The 18,006-nt window shown below is 37.0% G+C and carries 17 protein-coding genes and 1 tRNA gene; 15 read left to right on the top strand and 3 right to left on the bottom strand.

Annotation, left to right across the window (positions count from 1 at the left end):
- Positions 1-11 precede the first annotated feature (11 nt).
- The 12 genes from ACZ9HT_RS01250 to ACZ9HT_RS01195 all read left to right on the top strand — a co-directional run bounded on the left by ACZ9HT_RS01250 (position 12) and on the right by ACZ9HT_RS01195 (position 12,061).
- Positions 12-866 carry a polysaccharide biosynthesis/export family protein gene (locus ACZ9HT_RS01250; RefSeq protein ID WP_476038613.1) on the top strand — a complete coding sequence of 285 codons (855 nt, stop codon included), beginning with the start codon at positions 12-14 and terminating at the stop codon, positions 864-866.
- A gap of 1 nt (position 867) precedes the next feature.
- Entirely contained in the window at positions 868-3,363 is a 2,496-nt protein-coding gene (locus ACZ9HT_RS01245) for an exopolysaccharide transport family protein (protein WP_476038612.1), read from the top strand.
- Positions 3,364-3,520: 157 nt separating this feature from the next.
- Positions 3,521-4,438 carry a type IX secretion system protein PorG gene (gene porG, locus ACZ9HT_RS01240; protein WP_476038611.1) on the top strand — a complete coding sequence of 306 codons (918 nt, stop codon included), beginning with the start codon at positions 3,521-3,523 and terminating at the stop codon, positions 4,436-4,438.
- A 1-nt stretch (position 4,439) separates the two neighbouring features.
- The gene (locus ACZ9HT_RS01235) at positions 4,440-5,192 is read left to right on the top strand and encodes an isoprenyl transferase (RefSeq protein ID WP_476038610.1); all 753 of its coding nucleotides are present in this window, start codon (positions 4,440-4,442) and stop codon (positions 5,190-5,192) included.
- A 23-nt stretch (positions 5,193-5,215) separates the two neighbouring features.
- Positions 5,216-7,753 carry an outer membrane protein assembly factor BamA gene (gene bamA / locus ACZ9HT_RS01230; RefSeq protein WP_476038609.1) on the top strand — a complete coding sequence of 846 codons (2,538 nt, stop codon included), beginning with the start codon at positions 5,216-5,218 and terminating at the stop codon, positions 7,751-7,753.
- A 10-nt stretch (positions 7,754-7,763) separates the two neighbouring features.
- Positions 7,764-8,411, top strand: coding sequence for an OmpH/Skp family outer membrane protein (locus ACZ9HT_RS01225; protein WP_476038608.1), 648 nt, complete (start codon positions 7,764-7,766; stop codon positions 8,409-8,411).
- 34 nt (positions 8,412-8,445) lie between these two features.
- Positions 8,446-8,940, top strand: coding sequence for an OmpH/Skp family outer membrane protein (locus ACZ9HT_RS01220; protein ID WP_476038607.1), 495 nt, complete (start codon positions 8,446-8,448; stop codon positions 8,938-8,940).
- A gap of 62 nt (positions 8,941-9,002) precedes the next feature.
- Positions 9,003-9,494, top strand: a complete 492-nt coding sequence (locus ACZ9HT_RS01215) for an acyl-CoA thioesterase (protein WP_476038606.1) — start codon at positions 9,003-9,005, stop codon at positions 9,492-9,494.
- Positions 9,491-10,354 carry a dTDP-4-dehydrorhamnose reductase gene (gene rfbD, locus ACZ9HT_RS01210; protein ID WP_476038605.1) on the top strand — a complete coding sequence of 288 codons (864 nt, stop codon included), beginning with the start codon at positions 9,491-9,493 and terminating at the stop codon, positions 10,352-10,354. Before ACZ9HT_RS01215 ends, rfbD begins: the two co-directional genes overlap by 4 nt.
- On the top strand, positions 10,351-11,028 hold the full coding sequence (locus ACZ9HT_RS01205) for a hypothetical protein (protein WP_476038604.1): 678 nt from the start codon (positions 10,351-10,353) through the stop codon (positions 11,026-11,028). Before rfbD ends, ACZ9HT_RS01205 begins: the two co-directional genes overlap by 4 nt.
- A 204-nt stretch (positions 11,029-11,232) precedes the next feature.
- A complete protein-coding gene (bshB1, locus tag ACZ9HT_RS01200; protein WP_476038603.1) occupies positions 11,233-11,952 on the top strand; it encodes a bacillithiol biosynthesis deacetylase BshB1 in 720 nt (239 codons plus the stop codon).
- Positions 11,953-11,987: 35 nt separating this feature from the next.
- Positions 11,988-12,061, top strand: a tRNA-His gene (locus tag ACZ9HT_RS01195).
- A 124-nt stretch (positions 12,062-12,185) separates the two neighbouring features.
- Here the strand turns inward: ACZ9HT_RS01195 and ACZ9HT_RS01190 are convergent.
- On the bottom strand, positions 12,186-12,521 hold the full coding sequence (locus ACZ9HT_RS01190) for a DUF3276 family protein (RefSeq protein ID WP_476038602.1): 336 nt from the start codon (positions 12,519-12,521) through the stop codon (positions 12,186-12,188).
- A gap of 122 nt (positions 12,522-12,643) precedes the next feature.
- Positions 12,644-14,296, bottom strand: a complete 1,653-nt coding sequence (locus ACZ9HT_RS01185) for an ABC transporter ATP-binding protein (protein WP_476038601.1) — start codon at positions 14,294-14,296, stop codon at positions 12,644-12,646.
- A 157-nt stretch (positions 14,297-14,453) separates the two neighbouring features.
- On the opposite strand from ACZ9HT_RS01185, the gene nusB reads away from it, so the two are divergent.
- Genes nusB through yajC form a run of 3 tightly spaced genes read left to right on the top strand, consistent with a single transcriptional unit; the run spans position 14,454 to position 16,245 of the window.
- Positions 14,454-15,359: a transcription antitermination factor NusB gene (nusB, locus tag ACZ9HT_RS01180; protein ID WP_476038600.1), complete on the top strand. Its 906-nt coding sequence runs from the start codon at positions 14,454-14,456 to the stop codon at positions 15,357-15,359.
- A gap of 11 nt (positions 15,360-15,370) precedes the next feature.
- Positions 15,371-15,886, top strand: coding sequence for a DUF1573 domain-containing protein (locus ACZ9HT_RS01175; RefSeq protein WP_476038599.1), 516 nt, complete (start codon positions 15,371-15,373; stop codon positions 15,884-15,886).
- A gap of 23 nt (positions 15,887-15,909) precedes the next feature.
- Positions 15,910-16,245 carry a preprotein translocase subunit YajC gene (yajC, locus tag ACZ9HT_RS01170; RefSeq protein ID WP_476038598.1) on the top strand — a complete coding sequence of 112 codons (336 nt, stop codon included), beginning with the start codon at positions 15,910-15,912 and terminating at the stop codon, positions 16,243-16,245.
- A gap of 45 nt (positions 16,246-16,290) precedes the next feature.
- Here yajC and ACZ9HT_RS01165 read toward each other — a convergent pair whose 3' ends face one another.
- Positions 16,291-17,979, bottom strand: a complete 1,689-nt coding sequence (locus ACZ9HT_RS01165) for a putative transporter (protein ID WP_476038597.1) — start codon at positions 17,977-17,979, stop codon at positions 16,291-16,293.
- Between the last annotated feature and the right edge of the window lie 27 nt (positions 17,980-18,006).

Below are 18,006 nucleotides of genomic sequence, written 5' to 3'. Positions count from 1 at the left end.
CACTAAAACTGATGAAAATATATAAAATTCTACTTCTTTTAATACTGTCACTCGTATTAAGTTCCTGTATTTCTACGAAAGATGTGCGATATATGCAACCCAACGAAAATCTTGTGATCAACGAAGAAGGTTTGGTTCCTTACAACATTCCAATTTATAGAGTTACGAAAAACGATATGCTTAATTTGAATATTGTAACCACGCCGAAAGGTGACGCTGCACAATTCTACTCGGCACTTAACGCCTCGGCAGAAGGAGCAGGAGCGAGCACCGCTGCCGTAAGTTCCTCCTCCGGAACCACTATTGGACAAGGTGGTAATTCAAGTTTTTATTTTAACGGCTTAAAGGTCGATTCCAAAGGCGATATCAACATTATGGGAATTGGTTTTGTGAAAGCTGAAGGCAGAACGATTGAAGATATTACGCTGGAAATTCAAAATCGTGTAAACGAAAACTTTCTAGAAGGTAAATCTGAAGTTCGCTTAAACACCGATGGAATCACTTACTATATTTTAGGAGATGTTGAAACCGTGGAAATAAGCGGTGAGAAGAAAGCGCATAAAAATACCATAACCATTACCGAAGCACTTGCTATAAATGGCGGTTTGAACCGAACTGTTGACCGCACAAATGTGGTGATTCACAGAAAGCTGCCGGAAGGAATAAAAATCGCAAAAATAGATCTAACACGGGAAGATGTGATGAATTCTCCCTACTATTGGGTACAAAATGGGGACGAGATCTTTTTGAACACTCGGGCCAAAAACTTGAATGGTTTAGGAAAAGATCCAATCCAAACACTCACGACCGGAGTTTCTGTAATTACGACCGCGATATCCATTTACTTAATTTTAACAAGACTCTAAGATGATTCCGGAAAAAGAAAACAAGTCTAAATCCAGTTCGGATCAAGGTGAAAAAGTGGGATCTTTTGCATTTTTCGATCTTGAACACTTTCTGCGAAGAGTCCTTAAAAACTGGTATTGGTTTGTATTGATGGCAATTTTGGGATACGGAATTTCCTGGGTTTACAGCAAATATTACGCACAGCGTATTTACGCTTCAAACTTATCATTAAGCATTTCGAATAATACAGCAAGTTATTTTACGCCAAATCAATCCATCAACTTTATTTGGGGACAAAATGGAAATCAGGATGGGATTTATCTAAAGAAGATGCTCCTTTCACGCTCGCACAACGAATATTTGGTTAAACAGCTGGATCTTTATGTGAATTATTCCACAAAAGGACTCATCAAACAAACTTATCTGGATAAATATGATTCGCCTATTTTTTTAGAGATCGATGAATCTCACCCGCAACAGGTTAATTATTCCATTACGCTAATGCCAAAGGGCGGTGATCGGTATGAAGTTGTTCTTCCGGAACAAGGGGAATCAAGATCACTATATTCTTTTATTACCGAAAACTTTACGAGTGCTGCGCCTTACAACCGGCCGATAAACAAAATAATTGCCGTCAACGAATGGTATATTTCTCCTAATTTAAAGTTTAAACTGGTAAAAAATCCACAACCGACACCGATCGTTTTAGACAATATTATTCTTGATCTTTCGACTGTTAATCAAACCGTTAACAATTTGGTTTCCAGTATTGGCGTTGATTTCGATAAAGAGATCAACACCATTATGATCATCACCAAAAGTGGCTATAATCTAAATGGAACTGTTAATTTCCTGAATACCTCTGTTGATGAGCTTGAGAAAAAAAGATTGATCGACAGAAATACGGTCGATAAAAACACCGAAAAATACCTTTTCGATAATCTGGCCCAGATCCGGAGGAAATTAGATTCCAGCGCAACCGTTTTAAATCATATGAAAGTTTCCGAAGGATTGTATGATATTAAAGACCGCGACGAGAAAGCTTTGTCACGAATAAAAGATCTGGAAAGTAAGAAAGCCGACATCATCACGAAGATCAACTCACTGAATAACATTAAAAATACGTTAGCTTCTCAAAATTTAGACCGCATGATCAGTATGAATGCTGCGGGAATTGAAGATGGAGTTTTTAGCGCAACGGTTTCAGAACTAAAGGCACTTTACGCAAAAAGAAGAGAACTGGCTTTAATTTACACGCCGAATTCTGAGCCAATGAAGGAAATCAACCGCCTGATCAATGAAGCCAGAGGAAATTCAACAGGTTCTATAAAAAATTATTACACGGCTTATTTAAGTCAAATAACAAAGATCGATCACGAAATTGCGGGCGAAAGTGTGGACCTGGTTTCTTATCCGGAAAAAGAAAGAAGATATCTGGATGCAGAACGCGGTTATAACATGATCGAAGCAACTTACAACAGTTTGCTTTCCAAACAGAATGAAACCCAGATCCGCGTTGCAACCAATAAGTCCGATATTACCGTTATTGACCCCGCCAAAAATCTTGGACAAGGTCCAATTGCGCCAGACGTGCAAAAAACAAAATATTCCATTATTGGTGGATTGTTGCTTTTACCACTTTTGGTTCTAGGAATTTCTGAAGCTTTAGACAGCAGAATCAGAAACATTAAAGAACTGCTGCAGGCTACCAAAATTCCGCTACTCGGCGTTGTTGGTAAAAACACGCACGATAACAATTTAACGGTGTTAGAACAGCCTCGCTCTTCCATTTCCGAAGCGTTCAGGGGAATTCGCGCCAATCTTAGGTTCTTACACAAAGAAGATGATCAGTCGAAAGTCATTTTAGTTACATCATCCGTTGGTGGCGAAGGTAAAACGTATGTCTCCATAAACATTGCTTCAGTTTTGGGCTTAAGTGGTAAAAAAACGATCCTGCTTGGAATGGATTTACGGAAACCTAAAATTTTTGGAGATTTTAAGATCGATAATAAATACGGGATTTCTAATTTCCTGACAGGGGAAGTGGACATGGAAAAAATCATCAATACCACGAGAATTCCTAATCTTCATGTGGCGACGTCAGGACCAATTCCGCCAAATCCTTCAGAATTATTAATGAGCGAAAGGAATATTCAGTTTATAATGGATCTGAAAAAGATTTATGATTTTATTATTATAGATTCGCCACCCGTAGGACTGGTAGCCGATTCCTTTGAATTGATGAAATACTCTGACGCAAGTGTCTATGTGGTGAGACACGAGTATACCGAAAAATACATGATGAAAATGATTACCGAAAAATATCACAATCACGAAATCGAGCATTTGGGCTTAGTTTATAACGATTTCCAGGCGAAACAGGGTTATGGATATGGGTACGGCTATGGTTACGGTTATGGCTATGGTTACGGGTATTTTGATGAAGACAAAAATTACCAGGAACCAACGCTGATAAAAGTTAGAAATAAATTAAGAAAAATATTCGGAAACAGTTGATTTTAGAACCCTCGGAAAGGAGGGTTTTATTTTAGCTAAATCATAAAAAGATTTTATTATCGTTTTTAAATCAAAAAATTATGCTTTTTTGAGGTTATTTAACTATAAATTAAGAATTTCCTTAAAGTAAAAATGTTTTATATTTGCAAAATTATTTATGAAAATTGAGGTCCAGCTATTCATGCAAAAGAAGATTATTTATTCCTTGCTCGCGTTTATTTTTATTTCGGTTTCCTATAAAGGGCAACGTCACGAAGTAGGGGTGCAATTGGGCATGAGTAATCTGGTAGGAGATATTGGGAGAACCAATTACATTTTACAAAAACCGGTGATCAACAACATCGCAGACTACGGGATTCCGTTGTATGTTGGAGCATTGTACCGAATGAACTTTAATCCTTACCAAACCGTTCGATTAAACGTTGGATACAGTCATATTCAGTTTTTAGATGCTTACGCGAAAGAAACGTACCGGCGCAACAGGAAATTATCCGGAACAAATTCTATCATCGAGGCAGATTTAATTTTCGAATATAATTTTTTCCCTGTTAACGATGAGCAAAAAAGTTTGCTAAGTCCTTACATTTTTGGTGGAGTAGGTGGTTTGCTTGCGAATACGACTCAGGTTAATTTAGAAAATGATTTTAACAGAGATGGTGGTGGCAACGCAATAGCGCCAACCAACAGCGAGGATTTTTTAACCACTCCGACTTACGTGGCAGGAAAACAATTTACGATGGCGATCCCGTTTGGTGTGGGTTTAAAATATAAATTCAATTACAACTGGGCGCTTTTTGGTGAATTTATGTTCCGCCCGACTTTTTCGGATTCTATCGATTATAGTATGATAGATGATAAAAGTGTGAAACAGACTTATAATAAAGATATTGTCGTAGACGGAACTACGAAATCACTATTACAGGATACTCCTTATAAAGAAGTTGCAGACGCACGTGCTGCAGAATTTCTACAAAACCGACAGATCGGAAATATTAATTCAAAAGATTGGGTAAACTCAGTAACGCTGGGACTTACATACTCATTCGGTAGACCACCTTGTTATTGTGGACAGTAAAATGCAGTCGATAAAAGATAAATTAAATTTGGATCAGCTTCCCAAACATGTTGCCATCATTATGGATGGGAACGGAAGATGGGCTAAATCGCGCGGAGAAGAACGTACTTTCGGTCACAAAAACGCCATCAAAGCAGTTCGCGATGTGGTAAATGCCTGTAACGAAATTCATATTCCATACCTTACCCTTTACACTTTTTCCTCAGAAAACTGGAACCGCCCAGACGATGAAGTAAGTACTTTAATGAGTCTTATTTCTGAAACTTTACTTTTAGAAGCAGAAGAAATTTTTTCTAAAGGTTTAAGAATGCATGTTATCGGGGATCTTGATAAATTACCCGAATTGGTTAGGGATCAGATGTTACAACTGGCTGAAATTACAAAGGATAATACGCAGGGCAATTTAATTTTAGCCTTAAGTTATGGCTCGCAGAATGAGATTCTGAATGCTGTAAAGCAAATTAGTGCAAAAGTAAAATCCGGTGAACTGCTAGAAGAAGAGATCAACGAAAAAGTATTTGAAGATCATTTGTATACCAAAGATTTTCCGCCGGTAGATTTATTGATCAGAACCAGCGGCGAAGTTAGAATTAGTAATTTCCTGCTTTGGCAAATTGCCTATTCTGAGCTGCAGTTTTTAGATATTCTTTGGCCGGATTTCGGAAGAGAGGATCTATTTAAGTGCATCTACGATTATCAGAATAAAGAAAGGAGATTCGGCAAAACAAGTGAACAGCTCGACGAAAATATATAAAAGAAAAGTTAGCAAGATAAAAAATGAAGTTTAAATTCTTACCCATCATCATGTTTGTGGCTTCGGCACATTTCTATGGTCAAATTACTCCCGAGCAAAATAATCAGGATAATGCCCCGGTTTACGCACAAAACGAAGCTGGAACTTATATCCTAAAAGACATTGTTGTAGATGGTGTAAAAAAATATACGCCGGCTCAGATTTTAAGATTTACAGGTCTTAATAAAAATGAAAGCGTTGAAATTCCAGGTCAGAAGATTAGCAACGCCATTAAAAAGCTTTGGGAAACACAATCTTTCTCTGAAGTAGAAGTATATATTCAAAGTATTGAAGGTGACCAGATCGTGTTGCGCTTCAATTTGCAGGATCTGAAAGAATTAGGGAAAGTACAATTCACCGGAAAAGGTGTTGGAAAATCTAAGAGCGAAAAATTAGCCAAAGACAACAACCTAAAGCCCGGTACCAAAATTACCGAGAATTTAGTTTCTACCCTTAAAACCAATATTCCGAAAGAGTATGTGAAAAAAGGTTTTGCTGATGCTAAAGTGACCATTCAGGATAAAGTAAATGCAGAAGATCCTAATTTAGTAGACTGGACAATTAATGTAAGCAAAGGCAAAAAAGTAAAGATCAGTCATATCGAGTTTGAAGGGAACGAAAATGTTTCTGATTCCAAACTTCGTAAAAAAGCATTTAAAGATACAAAGCAGAAAACTTTTGGTATCAAAGGGATTTTAAAACCTTCTAAGTTCATTGAGGAAAAATATGAAGGTGACAAAGAAAACCTTGTTAACTATTACCGTTCTTTAGGATTTCGTGATGCACGAATTGTTTCGGATTCAGTTTGGAGAAATCCTAAAAACGATTATGAGATCAACGTAAAATTGAACGAAGGGAAAAAATATTACATCGGAGACATTAACTTTTTAGGAAATGCTGCTTTCTCAACAGAATATCTGCAGAAGATTTTAGGCTATAAAACCGGTGATATTTATGATGCAGTTGGTTTTAATAAAAAGGTTGGCGAAGATGGCGGAAAGGAAGATGATTCCGATCTAAAATCGATCTACATGAACAATGGATATCTATTCTCTAACGTAACGCCAATTGAAAAAGGAGTTAAAGGAGATTCGATTAATCTGGAGATCCGGATCAACGAAGGTGAAAAAGCAACCTGGAACCGGGTAACGTGGAGTGGAAATACAACGACGCATGATCATGTAATTCTTCGGTCCCTAAGAACAAAACCCGGAAGTCTATTTGCAAAAAGCGATATTAAAAGAACGTATTTTGATTTAGCTGGAATGCAGTTTTTTGATCCACAGCAGGTTGGTCAAAATATTGTACCAAATGCTCAGGATAATACGGTAGATATTCACTGGACCTTGGTCGAAAAAGGATCTTCTCAGGTTCAGCTTCAGGCTGGTTACGGTGGCGGTTCTTTTATTGGAACTTTAGGATTAACATTTAATAATTTCTCGCTTCGGAACTTTTTGAAATTTAAAGATTTTAAACCGGTTCCTCAAGGTGACGGACAAACGCTTTCGGTTCAGGCTCAAGCCGGACAATATTTTCAGAATTACGGGATTTCCTTTACAGAGCCATGGTTATTTGGTACGAAACCAACGGCACTTTCTGTAAGTGTTAACCAATCTTTAGTTCGCTATAGCGATAATTTTGGAGCAACTCAAAAATTAAATATATTTTCTGCAAGTGCAGGTTTGAACAGATTGTTAAGATGGCCTGATGATTATTTCTCCCTTTACACGGGAATCCAGTTTCAGAGTTACGACTTCGAAAATTATCCGTTCCAGTTCGGGAATACAACCGAATTAAATGGATCTGCGAAAAATTTCAGTTTTAATATTGGTTTAAGTAGAAATTCAGCGGGTCTGGATCCTATTTTCCCGACACAAGGTTCTAATTTAGAAGCCTCTGTAAAATTCACGCCTCCTTACTCTCTATTTAGTTCCAAAGACTATTCAACGCTGGAGCCAGTTGAAAAATACAAACTGCTAGAATTCTATAAAGTAAAATTAAAAGCCGATATTTACAATACAGTTGTTGGAAAAATGGTTTTAAGAAGTGTTGCAGAAATGGGCTTTCTTAACGGATATAACAAAGAACTTGGCGCACCGCCATTTGAAAGATTTTATGTAGGTGGAACAGGTCTTATTGGTGGCCGGTATGATGGTCGCGAATTAGTTCCTTTAAGAGGGTATGAAAATTCCACTTCTACAGGAGGTATGCTTCAGGACATCACACCTTATGGTGGAGCAACGATTTATAATAGATTTGCTTTGGAACTTAGATATCCAATATCTATGAATCAAACGGCAAAAATCTATGCTCTTTCATTCCTGGAAGGTGGTAACGCCTGGAATTCTTTTGGATCTTACAATCCTTTCCAGCTAAAAAGATCTGCCGGTGTAGGAATTAGAGTTTACATGGGTGCATTTGGTCTTATTGGATTTGATTTCGCTTATGGTTTCGATAAAACAATTCAGGGTACAGAACCAGCAGGATGGCAAACACACTTCCTGATGAACCAATCATTATAATACGATAACAATGAAAAAGTTTAAATTATTTTCAATACTCTTTTTATTGCTGGCAGGTCTTGTTAGCGCTCAGAAGATTGGAGTAGTGGATACCAATTATATTTTAAGTAAACTGCCACAATATAAAGATGCGGAAGATCGCTTAAATGTTCAGATCGCAAATTGGCAGGCCGAAATTCAGATATTGCAATCAGATTTCGAGAAAAAGAAATCTTTGCTGGAGAATGAAAGAGTTCTTTTGGTTGGCGATCAGTTAAAGCAGCGCCAGAAAGAAGTTGATGATCTAGATAAAAAGATCAAAACCATGATCAATAATCGTTTTGGTTCTATGGGTGAGATTAATAATGCAAGATCGAACTTAACCAAACCTTTTCAAGATCAAATATGGAATGCCATTAAGACCGTGTCCGAGAAGAATAGTTTAGGCATCATTCTTGATAAAAGCAATAACATTAGTGTGATTTTCCTCGAAAAAAGATACGATTATACTGATAAAGTCTTAGATTTGCTGCTGAAAAATTCAGTAAATAAAAAGACTGAATCACCAAACAGATCGGGTAGAAGCTCGGAAGAGATCAGAAATGAAAAGATCAAATTACTCCAGGAAAATGGAGGGATCCGGACACAAGACAATCAAATTAAAAGAAAGAAAAATTAAATTTTAAAATCAATAAATCAATTTATCCCTTATTATGAAAAAATTAAGTGTATTATTTGCAGCAATAATGATGTTTGTAACCGTAGGTGTTGCCAACGCTCAAAAAGTTGCTTCTATGGATTACGAAGCAGTATTAGCTGCAATGCCAGAAACAAAGAAAATGACTTCAGATTTAGATACTTTCAGCAAGACTAAAGGTGACGAACTTAACAAGCAGGCAGAAGCTTTTCAAAAAGAAGTTCAGCAGTACCAAGCAGACGGTGCTAAAATGACTGAAGCGCAAAGAACAGCAAAAGAAGCTGAATTGCAGAAAAAACAACAGAATTTACAAGGATTGCAGCAAACTGCTCAGAATGACTTGTCACAAAGAAGAGACGCAGCTGTTAAACCAATTATCGAAAAACTTAACAATGCAGTAGCCAAAGTTGCTAAAGCAAACAGTTACGAGTTCGTTATTGATTCAACTGCTTTAATCTACAAAGGTGGTGCAGATGCAACTCCACTAGTGAAAAAAGAATTAGGTCTTTAAGAATTAATCTTTATAAACAAAACCATCTCGACCATTCGGGATGGTTTTTTTAATTTTATATAATGGAAAAAGAACTGTCAAGCCTCGTAAAAGTTCGCTTTAGCGACTGCGATCCAATCGGACATCTGAACAATGTAAAGTATTTGGAGTACATGTTGAATGCCCGTGAAGATCACGTAGAAAACGGATATGGATTTACGTATGAAGAATATACGCGCAGAACAGGTTGTACCTGGATTACGGTGCAGAATGAAATCGCCTATTTAAGAGAAGTGCGTTATAATGCCAAGGTCCTGATTTCCAGTAAAACCATAGAACTCGGCGACCGGCTTTCTAAAGTTGAGATTTTAATGAAGAGCGAAGATGGCAAGATCATTCACAGTATTTTGTGGCTCACGGTGATCTATTTCAATATGAAAACCCGCGCTTCTGCTTCGCAACCGGAAGACACCAAAGATCTCTTTCGAAAATTTTTGGTAGATTTAGAAGAAAAAGATTTTCAAAGCAGAGTTTTGAATTTCAGAAAATACAATAAATCAGCGAGCAAATTATGAAGAAGATATTAATCATCGGCGGTAACGGTCAATTGGGAAACTGTTTCAGAAAAATTGCTACCGATTATGATGACCGTTTCGAATTCGATTTTACAGATTCAACAACTTTAAATATTACGGATTCTGATCAAGTCTCTGGATATTTTTATGATACAAAACCCGATTTCTGTATCAATGCTTCTGCTTATACCGCAGTTGATTTGGCAGAAACTGAGCCTGAAAAAGCATTTGCTGTAAATGCAGATGGAGTTGCAAATCTTGCTGAAATCTGCGCAGAATATAAAACCACGTTAATTCATATATCTACCGATTATGTTTTTGATGGTGACACCAACATTTCCTATTCCGAAGATAACTTTACGAATCCGCAAGGCGTTTACGGAGCTTCTAAAAGAAAAGGCGAGGAGCTTGCGATGGATTTAAATGCGAAAACAATCATTCTGCGAACTTCCTGGCTTTATTCAGAATTCAATAAAAATTTTGTGAAAACTATGTTGAATCTTTTCGCGTTGAAAGATGAAATGGGAATTGTAAATGACCAGTTTGGGCAGCCAACCAATGCGAATGATCTGGCAGAAGCAGTAATGCAAATTATAGAAAACGATCGTAAAACTTACGGAATTTTCCACTTCTCAAATTATCCCGAAACCACCTGGTTTCATTTTGCTCAGAAGATCGCTGAATTATCCGGATTTAAAATTAAACTTAATGCCATTACCACTGCTGAATTTCCAACCGCTGCTAAACGCCCTCATCGCAGCACCATGTCTTTAGATAAAATTGAAGACTCTTACGGAATAGAGCCTAAACACTGGGAAAATTCTCTCCAGGAATGCATCGAAATTTTACAGAAACAATGAAAAAAATAATCGCACTCTCCATCTTATTCTTCGGCCAGCTATTTTTTGCCCAGAATGTAGTTCTGAACAAAGTGGTAAAGTCAAATACCAATTCCGACAAGTTTTTTTATAAAATTGAGCCGAAAAACGCGACTGCCGAATATTTAGGTGAACTTGAAGTTCAGGGATTTTCCGGCGATGATGTAAAAGTCTTCGGTATGGTTTACAAAAAAGCCAAAGAAATCGGAGCCAACGCTTTCTCTTATCATCCTTTTGAAACCATCGACGGGAATGTTCAGAAGTTCGATTATGCACATTATCGCCTAAATCTGTACTATTTAGAAGCGGCGCAGTTTCCGAAAGAAGACAATATCATCTACCTTATTTCTTCGCCTTACAAAAAGCAGACGATCGGCGTTAATAAAGAAAACATTGTTTTCCAGCCTCGAACGTACACGAAAAAACAATTGGCGACGGGCGAAATTTATACCATTTCTACGAAGAAACTTTTAGGATCATCCATCAAAGTTGCGGCTCAGGAAAATCAGCCCGTGCAATATTTCCAGTTCTCCGCTTTTTCAGTGAATTCAAATCCTTACGGAACCGCCGGGATTAATTTAAAATCAGGCGATATCACAAGATTAGAGCAGTCGTACGGACAATTCCTTACCACGATTTACGAAGAGTTGAAATAGTTTTTAGGAGCGCAAAATTTACTTTGTATCTCTACATGATCACCCGCTTTCCGTCCCGTTTTTTCAAACGGGACTGCAATCGGGGCTAGAATCCAGGGAGTTTTTTCTTCAAAAGCTTCCCACAGAAAAATCTTCAACAGAACTTGTCGGCTCTCGAGCCCCAGAACCTCAAATAAAAATCCCTCAATTTTGTATCTTTGAAATATGAAAACAGATATTTTAGCAATTGGTGCGCATCCAGATGATGTAGAGCTTGGTTGTGGCGGAACGTTAGCCAAATTAATAAGTGACGGTAAAATAGTTGCTGTAGTCGATTTAACACAGGGAGAACTTGGTACCCGCGGTACCAATATCACCAGATCCGAAGAATCTGCAGAGGCCTCAAAAATATTAGGTTTCTCTTCGCGGGAAAATTTGAAAATGAAAGATGGTTTTTTATTGAATAATGAAGAACATCAAATGCAGATCGTAAAAATGATCCGTAAATATCAACCCGAGATTATTTTGGCAAACGCCATCGATGACCGCCATCCGGATCATGCAAAAGCTTCCAAATTAGTTTCTGATGCGTGTTTTCTTTCAGGATTAATAAAAATAGAAACGGTTTCCGACGGAGAGAACCAGAAACCCTGGCGACCAAAACAGGTTTTTCATTACATTCAATGGAAAAACGTCGCGCCAGATTTCGTGATCGACATCTCCGATTTTATGGAAAAGAAAATTGAAGCTTGTCTTGCGTATAAAACACAGTTCTATGATCCCGACTCGCAAGAGCCAATGACTCCAATTGCGACAAAAGATTTCCTCGAAAGTCTTACTTATAGAGCTCAGGACTTAGGCAGACTCTCTGGTGTAGCCTTCGCGGAGGGCTTTACGACAGAAAAGTTACTTGCTTTCAAAAATTTTGACGGAATAATTTTGTAATATTTGTAAAAATACTATATTTGCAATCTCAAACGGTGGTTGTAGTTCAGTTGGTTAGAACGTCGGTTTGTGGTACCGAAGGTCGTGGGTTCGAGACCCATCATCCACCCAAGTTAAAACGCATTGATTTTCAATGCGTTTTTTCGTTTCTTACTTTAGGATTTGGGGATTTATTTCTTCTGTTCTTTAAACAGCATAAAAAAAAGCACCCAATGGAGTGCTTTATATTTTTGCTAAACTTCTTCTTCAGAATCTATAGTAAATGATTTGGTTTTAAAATCTTTATCATGTCGGTCAGAAATTACATCTTCTCCTTTATTTTCGATTATAAAATCTGTGGACTCTTTAAACATTTCTTCAAAAGTTTTAAAATCTTCCTTGTAAAGATAAATTTTATGTTTTTCGAAAGATGCTTCTCCATTCTCGCCGAAATTCTTTTTACTCTCGGTAATGGTAAGATAATAATCGCCTGCTTTCGTCTCGCGCACGTCAAAGAAATAGGTTCTTCTTCCTGCTTTTAACACCTTTGTGAAAATTTCGTTTTCATGGCGTTCCTTGTAATCACTCATTTGTACTATTTTTTGAAATCTTGTTTAACAAATATAAAAGATTTCTTCGTAATGCAAAATTTATTTTTACGTTTTGGCTATTAAAATTGAATTATCGATAACAAATCTGCATTTATCACCAATTAAAGATTTTCTATTTCCGTGAGATTCAATATTTTATCTGCACGTTTTGCACTGCTTTCTCTATGAGTAATAATGATCGAGCTGCTTTTCTGGATCTCATTTTCAATATTTTGAAGAATGTTTTCCTCCGTTTCGGTATCCAGTGCAGAAAGAGAATCATCAAAAATAAGGATCTTCGGCTCTTTAATTAAAGCTCTTGCAATACAGATCCTTTGTTTTTGACCGCCGGAAAGCATTACGCCTCTTTCGCCAACCATCGTTTTATACTGTTCTTTAAATTCAATAATATTTTTGTGAACATCTGCTTTTTTAGCAACTTCTTCGACTAATTTTAAAGAAGGTTTATCAATAGCAAAACCGATATTGTTTTCGATGGTGTCGGAGAATAGAAAACTTTCCTGAGGAATATAACCGATAAATTTTCGGTAGTTGATTAAATTGTGCTCTTTCAAATTTTTACCGTCGATAAGGATTTCACCTTCTGTAGGATCAATTAACCGACAAAGCAAAAGAGCAATGGTTGATTTTCCACTTCCGGTTTTCCCCATGATCGCGAGTGATTTTCCGGCTTCTATTTTAAAACTGAGCTTGTCTAACGCTTTGATTCCCGTATTCGGATAAACGTAAGAAACATTTATAAATTCAATATCTCCTTTAATAGGATAATTTTCGTGGTTATTATTGATGATGTCTGTCTTCATATCCAAAAATTCATTGATCCTGGACATCGACGCTTCTGCACGTTGATTAATCGACGTGACCCAACCTAACATGGAAAAAGGAAAAATCAGAATATTGATGTAAAGAAAGAAATCTGCGATTTTTCCTACGGTTAGTTCATTGTTCATGTATTTTGTGCCGCCGATAAAAAGAATCACCACATTTAATAAACCGATCACAAAGATGATAATGGTAAAGAAGTAGGCCTCTGTTTTTGCCAGATCTAAAGCCTTGTCCTGATAATCTTTTACTTTTGTACCATAATTATTTTCAATATATTTTTCTTTAGCAAAAAATTTCACGACCCGAATTCCGGAAAAGCTGTCCTGTACAAAGGTGGAGATCGCAGACTGGCTTTTCTGCATTATTTTTGATTTCTTATTGATGATGGAACTTACCTTGTAAATTCCGTAAGAAAGGATCGGCAAGGGTAAAAGAGACCAAATGGTCATAGTAACATCGGTTCGCAACATGTAAATACACGTGATTACCAGAAGTATGACAAGATTTGCGATATACATTACGCCCGGTCCTAAATACATTCTAACCGCAACAACATCTTCGCTCAAACGGTTCATTAAATCCCCGATGGTCGTTTTTTTGAAATCGGTTAAAGACAATTCCTGATAGTGACTGTAAATTTTATTCTTTAATTCATACTCGATTCTTCGCGAAGAAACAATGATGGTTTGGCGCATCATAAAGGTAAAAAAACCTGTTAATAAAGAAGATCCAACAATAATCGCAACATAAATAAGAACCTGCTTATTAAAGCCAAGACTTGTCGTTCTGGAGATCTCGTCTACCGATTTCCCCACAAACTGTACTTTGAAGATATTAAAAAAATTACTCGCTATTATAAAAAGGAATCCCCAAAACAAAAGAATTCGGTGTTTCCAGAAATAAGGATTAAGCGTTTTGAGTGCGTTCATATTTTTCGATCGGTTTCAGCTGAAATTTGCCTGAATTATTAAGATGCAAAAGTAATAAATTGAAAATTGATTTTTAGATTTTATGATCGGAAGACCGTAAAAACAAAACTCATTTCTAAAAAAATGTTATCTTTGCACCCACAAAAAGTTCTTTGAAATGTTAGGAAGAAGACAAATTCGCGAAAAAATAGTAGGATCATTGTATTCTTACTATCAAAACCCTATAAAGTTCGATGTTTTAGAGAAAAATATGTTCTCGGAAATCGAGAAAATCTATCACCTCTACATTTATCAGCTCAATTTTCTGGTCGCTTTAAAAGCTTTGGCAGAAAAACAAATGGAAATCGGTAAGAATAAATACATCAAAACCGAGGACAATGTAAATCCCAATCAAAAATTTATCAACAATCAGATCCTGCTGAAATTAGAGGAAAATACGGAACGACTTTCGTTTACCTCTAAACATCAGGAATTGAAATGGGATATTAATGATGACTTGCTGGTAAAGACTTTCCAAAGAATGACTGCGGGAAAAAGATATCAGGATTTCATGAAGGAAGATGGATATTCGTTTGAAGAAGACCAAAAATTTATTGGTAAATTATTTTTGAGATATATTGCCGAGAACGACGATTTTCACGAACATTTAGAAGAAAAGGAAATGAGTTGGGCCGATGATTTTCACATCGCAAACTCAATGATGCAGAAAACAATTGGTTTCCTGAAAGAAAGTGAACCGAGTCACACTTTAATTAAAATGATTAAGGATGAAGATGACCGGGAATTTGCACGCAGATTACTGAAAGAATCCCTGAATCACTGGGAAGAAACAGAAAAGAAGATCGGATCAATGCTGGACAACTGGGACCTGGACCGGATTTCACTGCTCGATAAAATAATTTTAATTGCGGCTATTTCGGAAATTCAATATTTTCCTTTAACGCCGGGAAGAGTTATTATTAATGAGTACATCGAGATTTCGAAAGTCTTTTCAACCGACCGTTCCAACATTTTCATCAACGGAATTTTAGATAAGTACACCAAAGATTTAAATAGAAATTAATACAAAATTTTATGAAAAATTTAATCAAATTATTGCCTTTAGTTGCAGCATTAAGTTTAGTATCTTGTAAAAAAGATCAATCAGCAGATCAGTTAGTTGTTAACGAAGAAACGGGCGCAACTTCGGATTCTTCCGTGACTGGCGAAACAGCTTTAGCTCCCAATGCAACTATTGACTCCAATGAAAACTTAGTTAAAGACGCGCAGTCTAAACCATTAACAACGGTTGCGCTTTCGGAATCAAGTTTTGATTTCGGGAAGATCAAAAAAGGAGATCACAAAGAACACACGTACGAAATCACCAATACCGGAAAAAATCCTTTGATCATTTCACAGGTAAAACCAGGTTGTGGCTGTACCGTTCCGGATTATACAAAAGATCCTATTTTACCGGGACAAAAGGGGAAAATTACTTTGAAGTTTGATTCAACCAATTTCGATGGAATGGTTAGCAAACAGGCAGAAGTTTACGCCAATGTTGAAAAAGCACCAATGGTGATCACATTTTCGGCAGATATTCAACCCTAAACCTATAATTTTAAACTACAATAATGATAGCAATATTTTTACAGGCTGCTGCGGCCGGAGCTGAAAGTTCTTTAATGCCTACAATGTTGATGATGGGCTTAATGTTCGTCGGATTTTATTTTCTGATGATTCGCCCTCAAATGAAAAAATCGAAACAGGAAAAAAATTTCCAGTCCGAATTGAAAGTAGGAAGCAGAATAGTTACCACTTCTGGGATGCACGGTAGAATTGCACAAATTATGGAAGATGGAATCATTATTGAAACGCTTTCCGGAAAGTTGAAATTTGAAAAAGCAGCGATCTCCAGAGACTTTACGCAACAAAGATTTCCAGACGCCGCGACGGACGAAAAGAAATAATATTGCACAGCAATATCTTAAAAGCAACCATTACGGTTGCTTTTTTTAGCTAAAAATCAAGATGAGTAAACTCGCCACAAAGATCCTGAAAATAGTCACCAAAGGATAAACCTGTGCGTAACTTTGAATTGGAATATCGGAATCCAAATAATTAGTACTGAAGGAAAGTGCAGCAGGATCCGTGTAACTTCCGCTCATAATTCCCACGAGTTGCAGATAGTTGATCTTCATAATAAACCGACCAACGATCACCATTGTTATTAAGGGAATAAAGGTAATCGCAGAGCCGTAAAGCAGCCAGTTCCAGCCATTGTATTTTACGAAATTCTCGTAGAATCCGTCGCCGGCGTGAATTCCCACCGCGGCAAAAAATAAGCAGATCCCAAAATCTTTCATAAAATAAATTGCGCCGTTGTTAATGTAGGAATGGATGAAGGAAATTCCGCCGTATCTAGAGATTAAAAGTGCAACGATCAAAGGTCCGGCTGCGAATCCTAACTTTATGGGAACGGGTAAACTCGGGATCATAATAGGAATTGACCCGAGAATTACGCCGAGAAGTAAACCTCCGAAAAGAGAAAGGAAATCGGGTTCCAGTAGTTTCTTTTCAGAATTCCCAATAATCTTTTCAACTTCTTCAATGGCTTCTTTCGAACCAATGACTCTTAATTTATCACCATAAAATAATTCCAGAGAAGGTCTTGGTAAAATTTCACGACCGGCGCGGAAAACTCTTGTCACTTTTAAATCATAAGTGTTGAAAAGATCGAGCTGAGAGAGGGTTTTATGAATGACAGAAGATTTGGTAACGAAAATATTTTTTTTATGGAGGTCGGAATCGGATTCGATAAAAAGATCTTTGGATTCCCGGCCGAGTTGTGCGATAAATGCATCTAGATCTTTTTCGAAACCTACAACCATCAAAACATCGCGATCGCGCAGTTGGTGATCCAATGTTGGGGATTTTACGACCACACTTCCGCTATGTTTTAATCTTGAAATTACGATCTGTGGTCCGAAATCTTTTAGGATCTGATGAAGAGTTTTACCAAAAAAATCTGGATTTGTAACACGCATCTTTTTATGAACCAAAGGCATTTCGCTATCGATCTTTGATTTACGGAATTTTTTCATTTCTTCATCCGGATCTATTTTCAGTAATAATTTCGAAAGGATAATTGAGACGATTATTCCAAAAACTCCAAGCGGATAAGTAATCGCGTATCCGATCGCAGGATCATCAAATACTTTATCAGGAAATGTATTTTTAATTTCTTCGATCGTGTTTTTAGCAGCTCCTAAACCTGGAGTGTTGGTAACAGAACCGCTCATGATCCCGACGATATCTTCAATTTTGAGACCTGTTAAATGATAAAGAATAATCGCGATAAAGCCACCGAAGAGAACTGATGAAACGGCAAGAAGATTAAACTTTAAACCATCATTTTTAAAAGAGGAAAAAAAGGAAGGTCCAACTTGAAGACCGATTCCATAAACAAATAATATCAATCCAAAATCCCGAATGAAATCTAAAATTCCGGGCTGAATTCGATATCCAAAATGTCCCAAAATTAATCCTGTGAACATGATCGCAGAAACTCCAAAAGTGATCTTGCCGAGTTTCAGGCGTCCAAAAAAAATGCCGGTTGAAATGGCGAGCATTATGGCGACGATAGAATTTGTGACAGTGGGATTTTCTACAGGAAGAAGAAGGACTTTTAACCAATCAAACATTTAACTAAGTTTTGAACAAAATTAATC

Source organism: Chryseobacterium sp. UYP7, from assembly GCF_056279225.1.
Note: the sequence above shows the minus strand (reverse complement) of the source record. Positions and strands in the feature narration are given on the sequence as shown.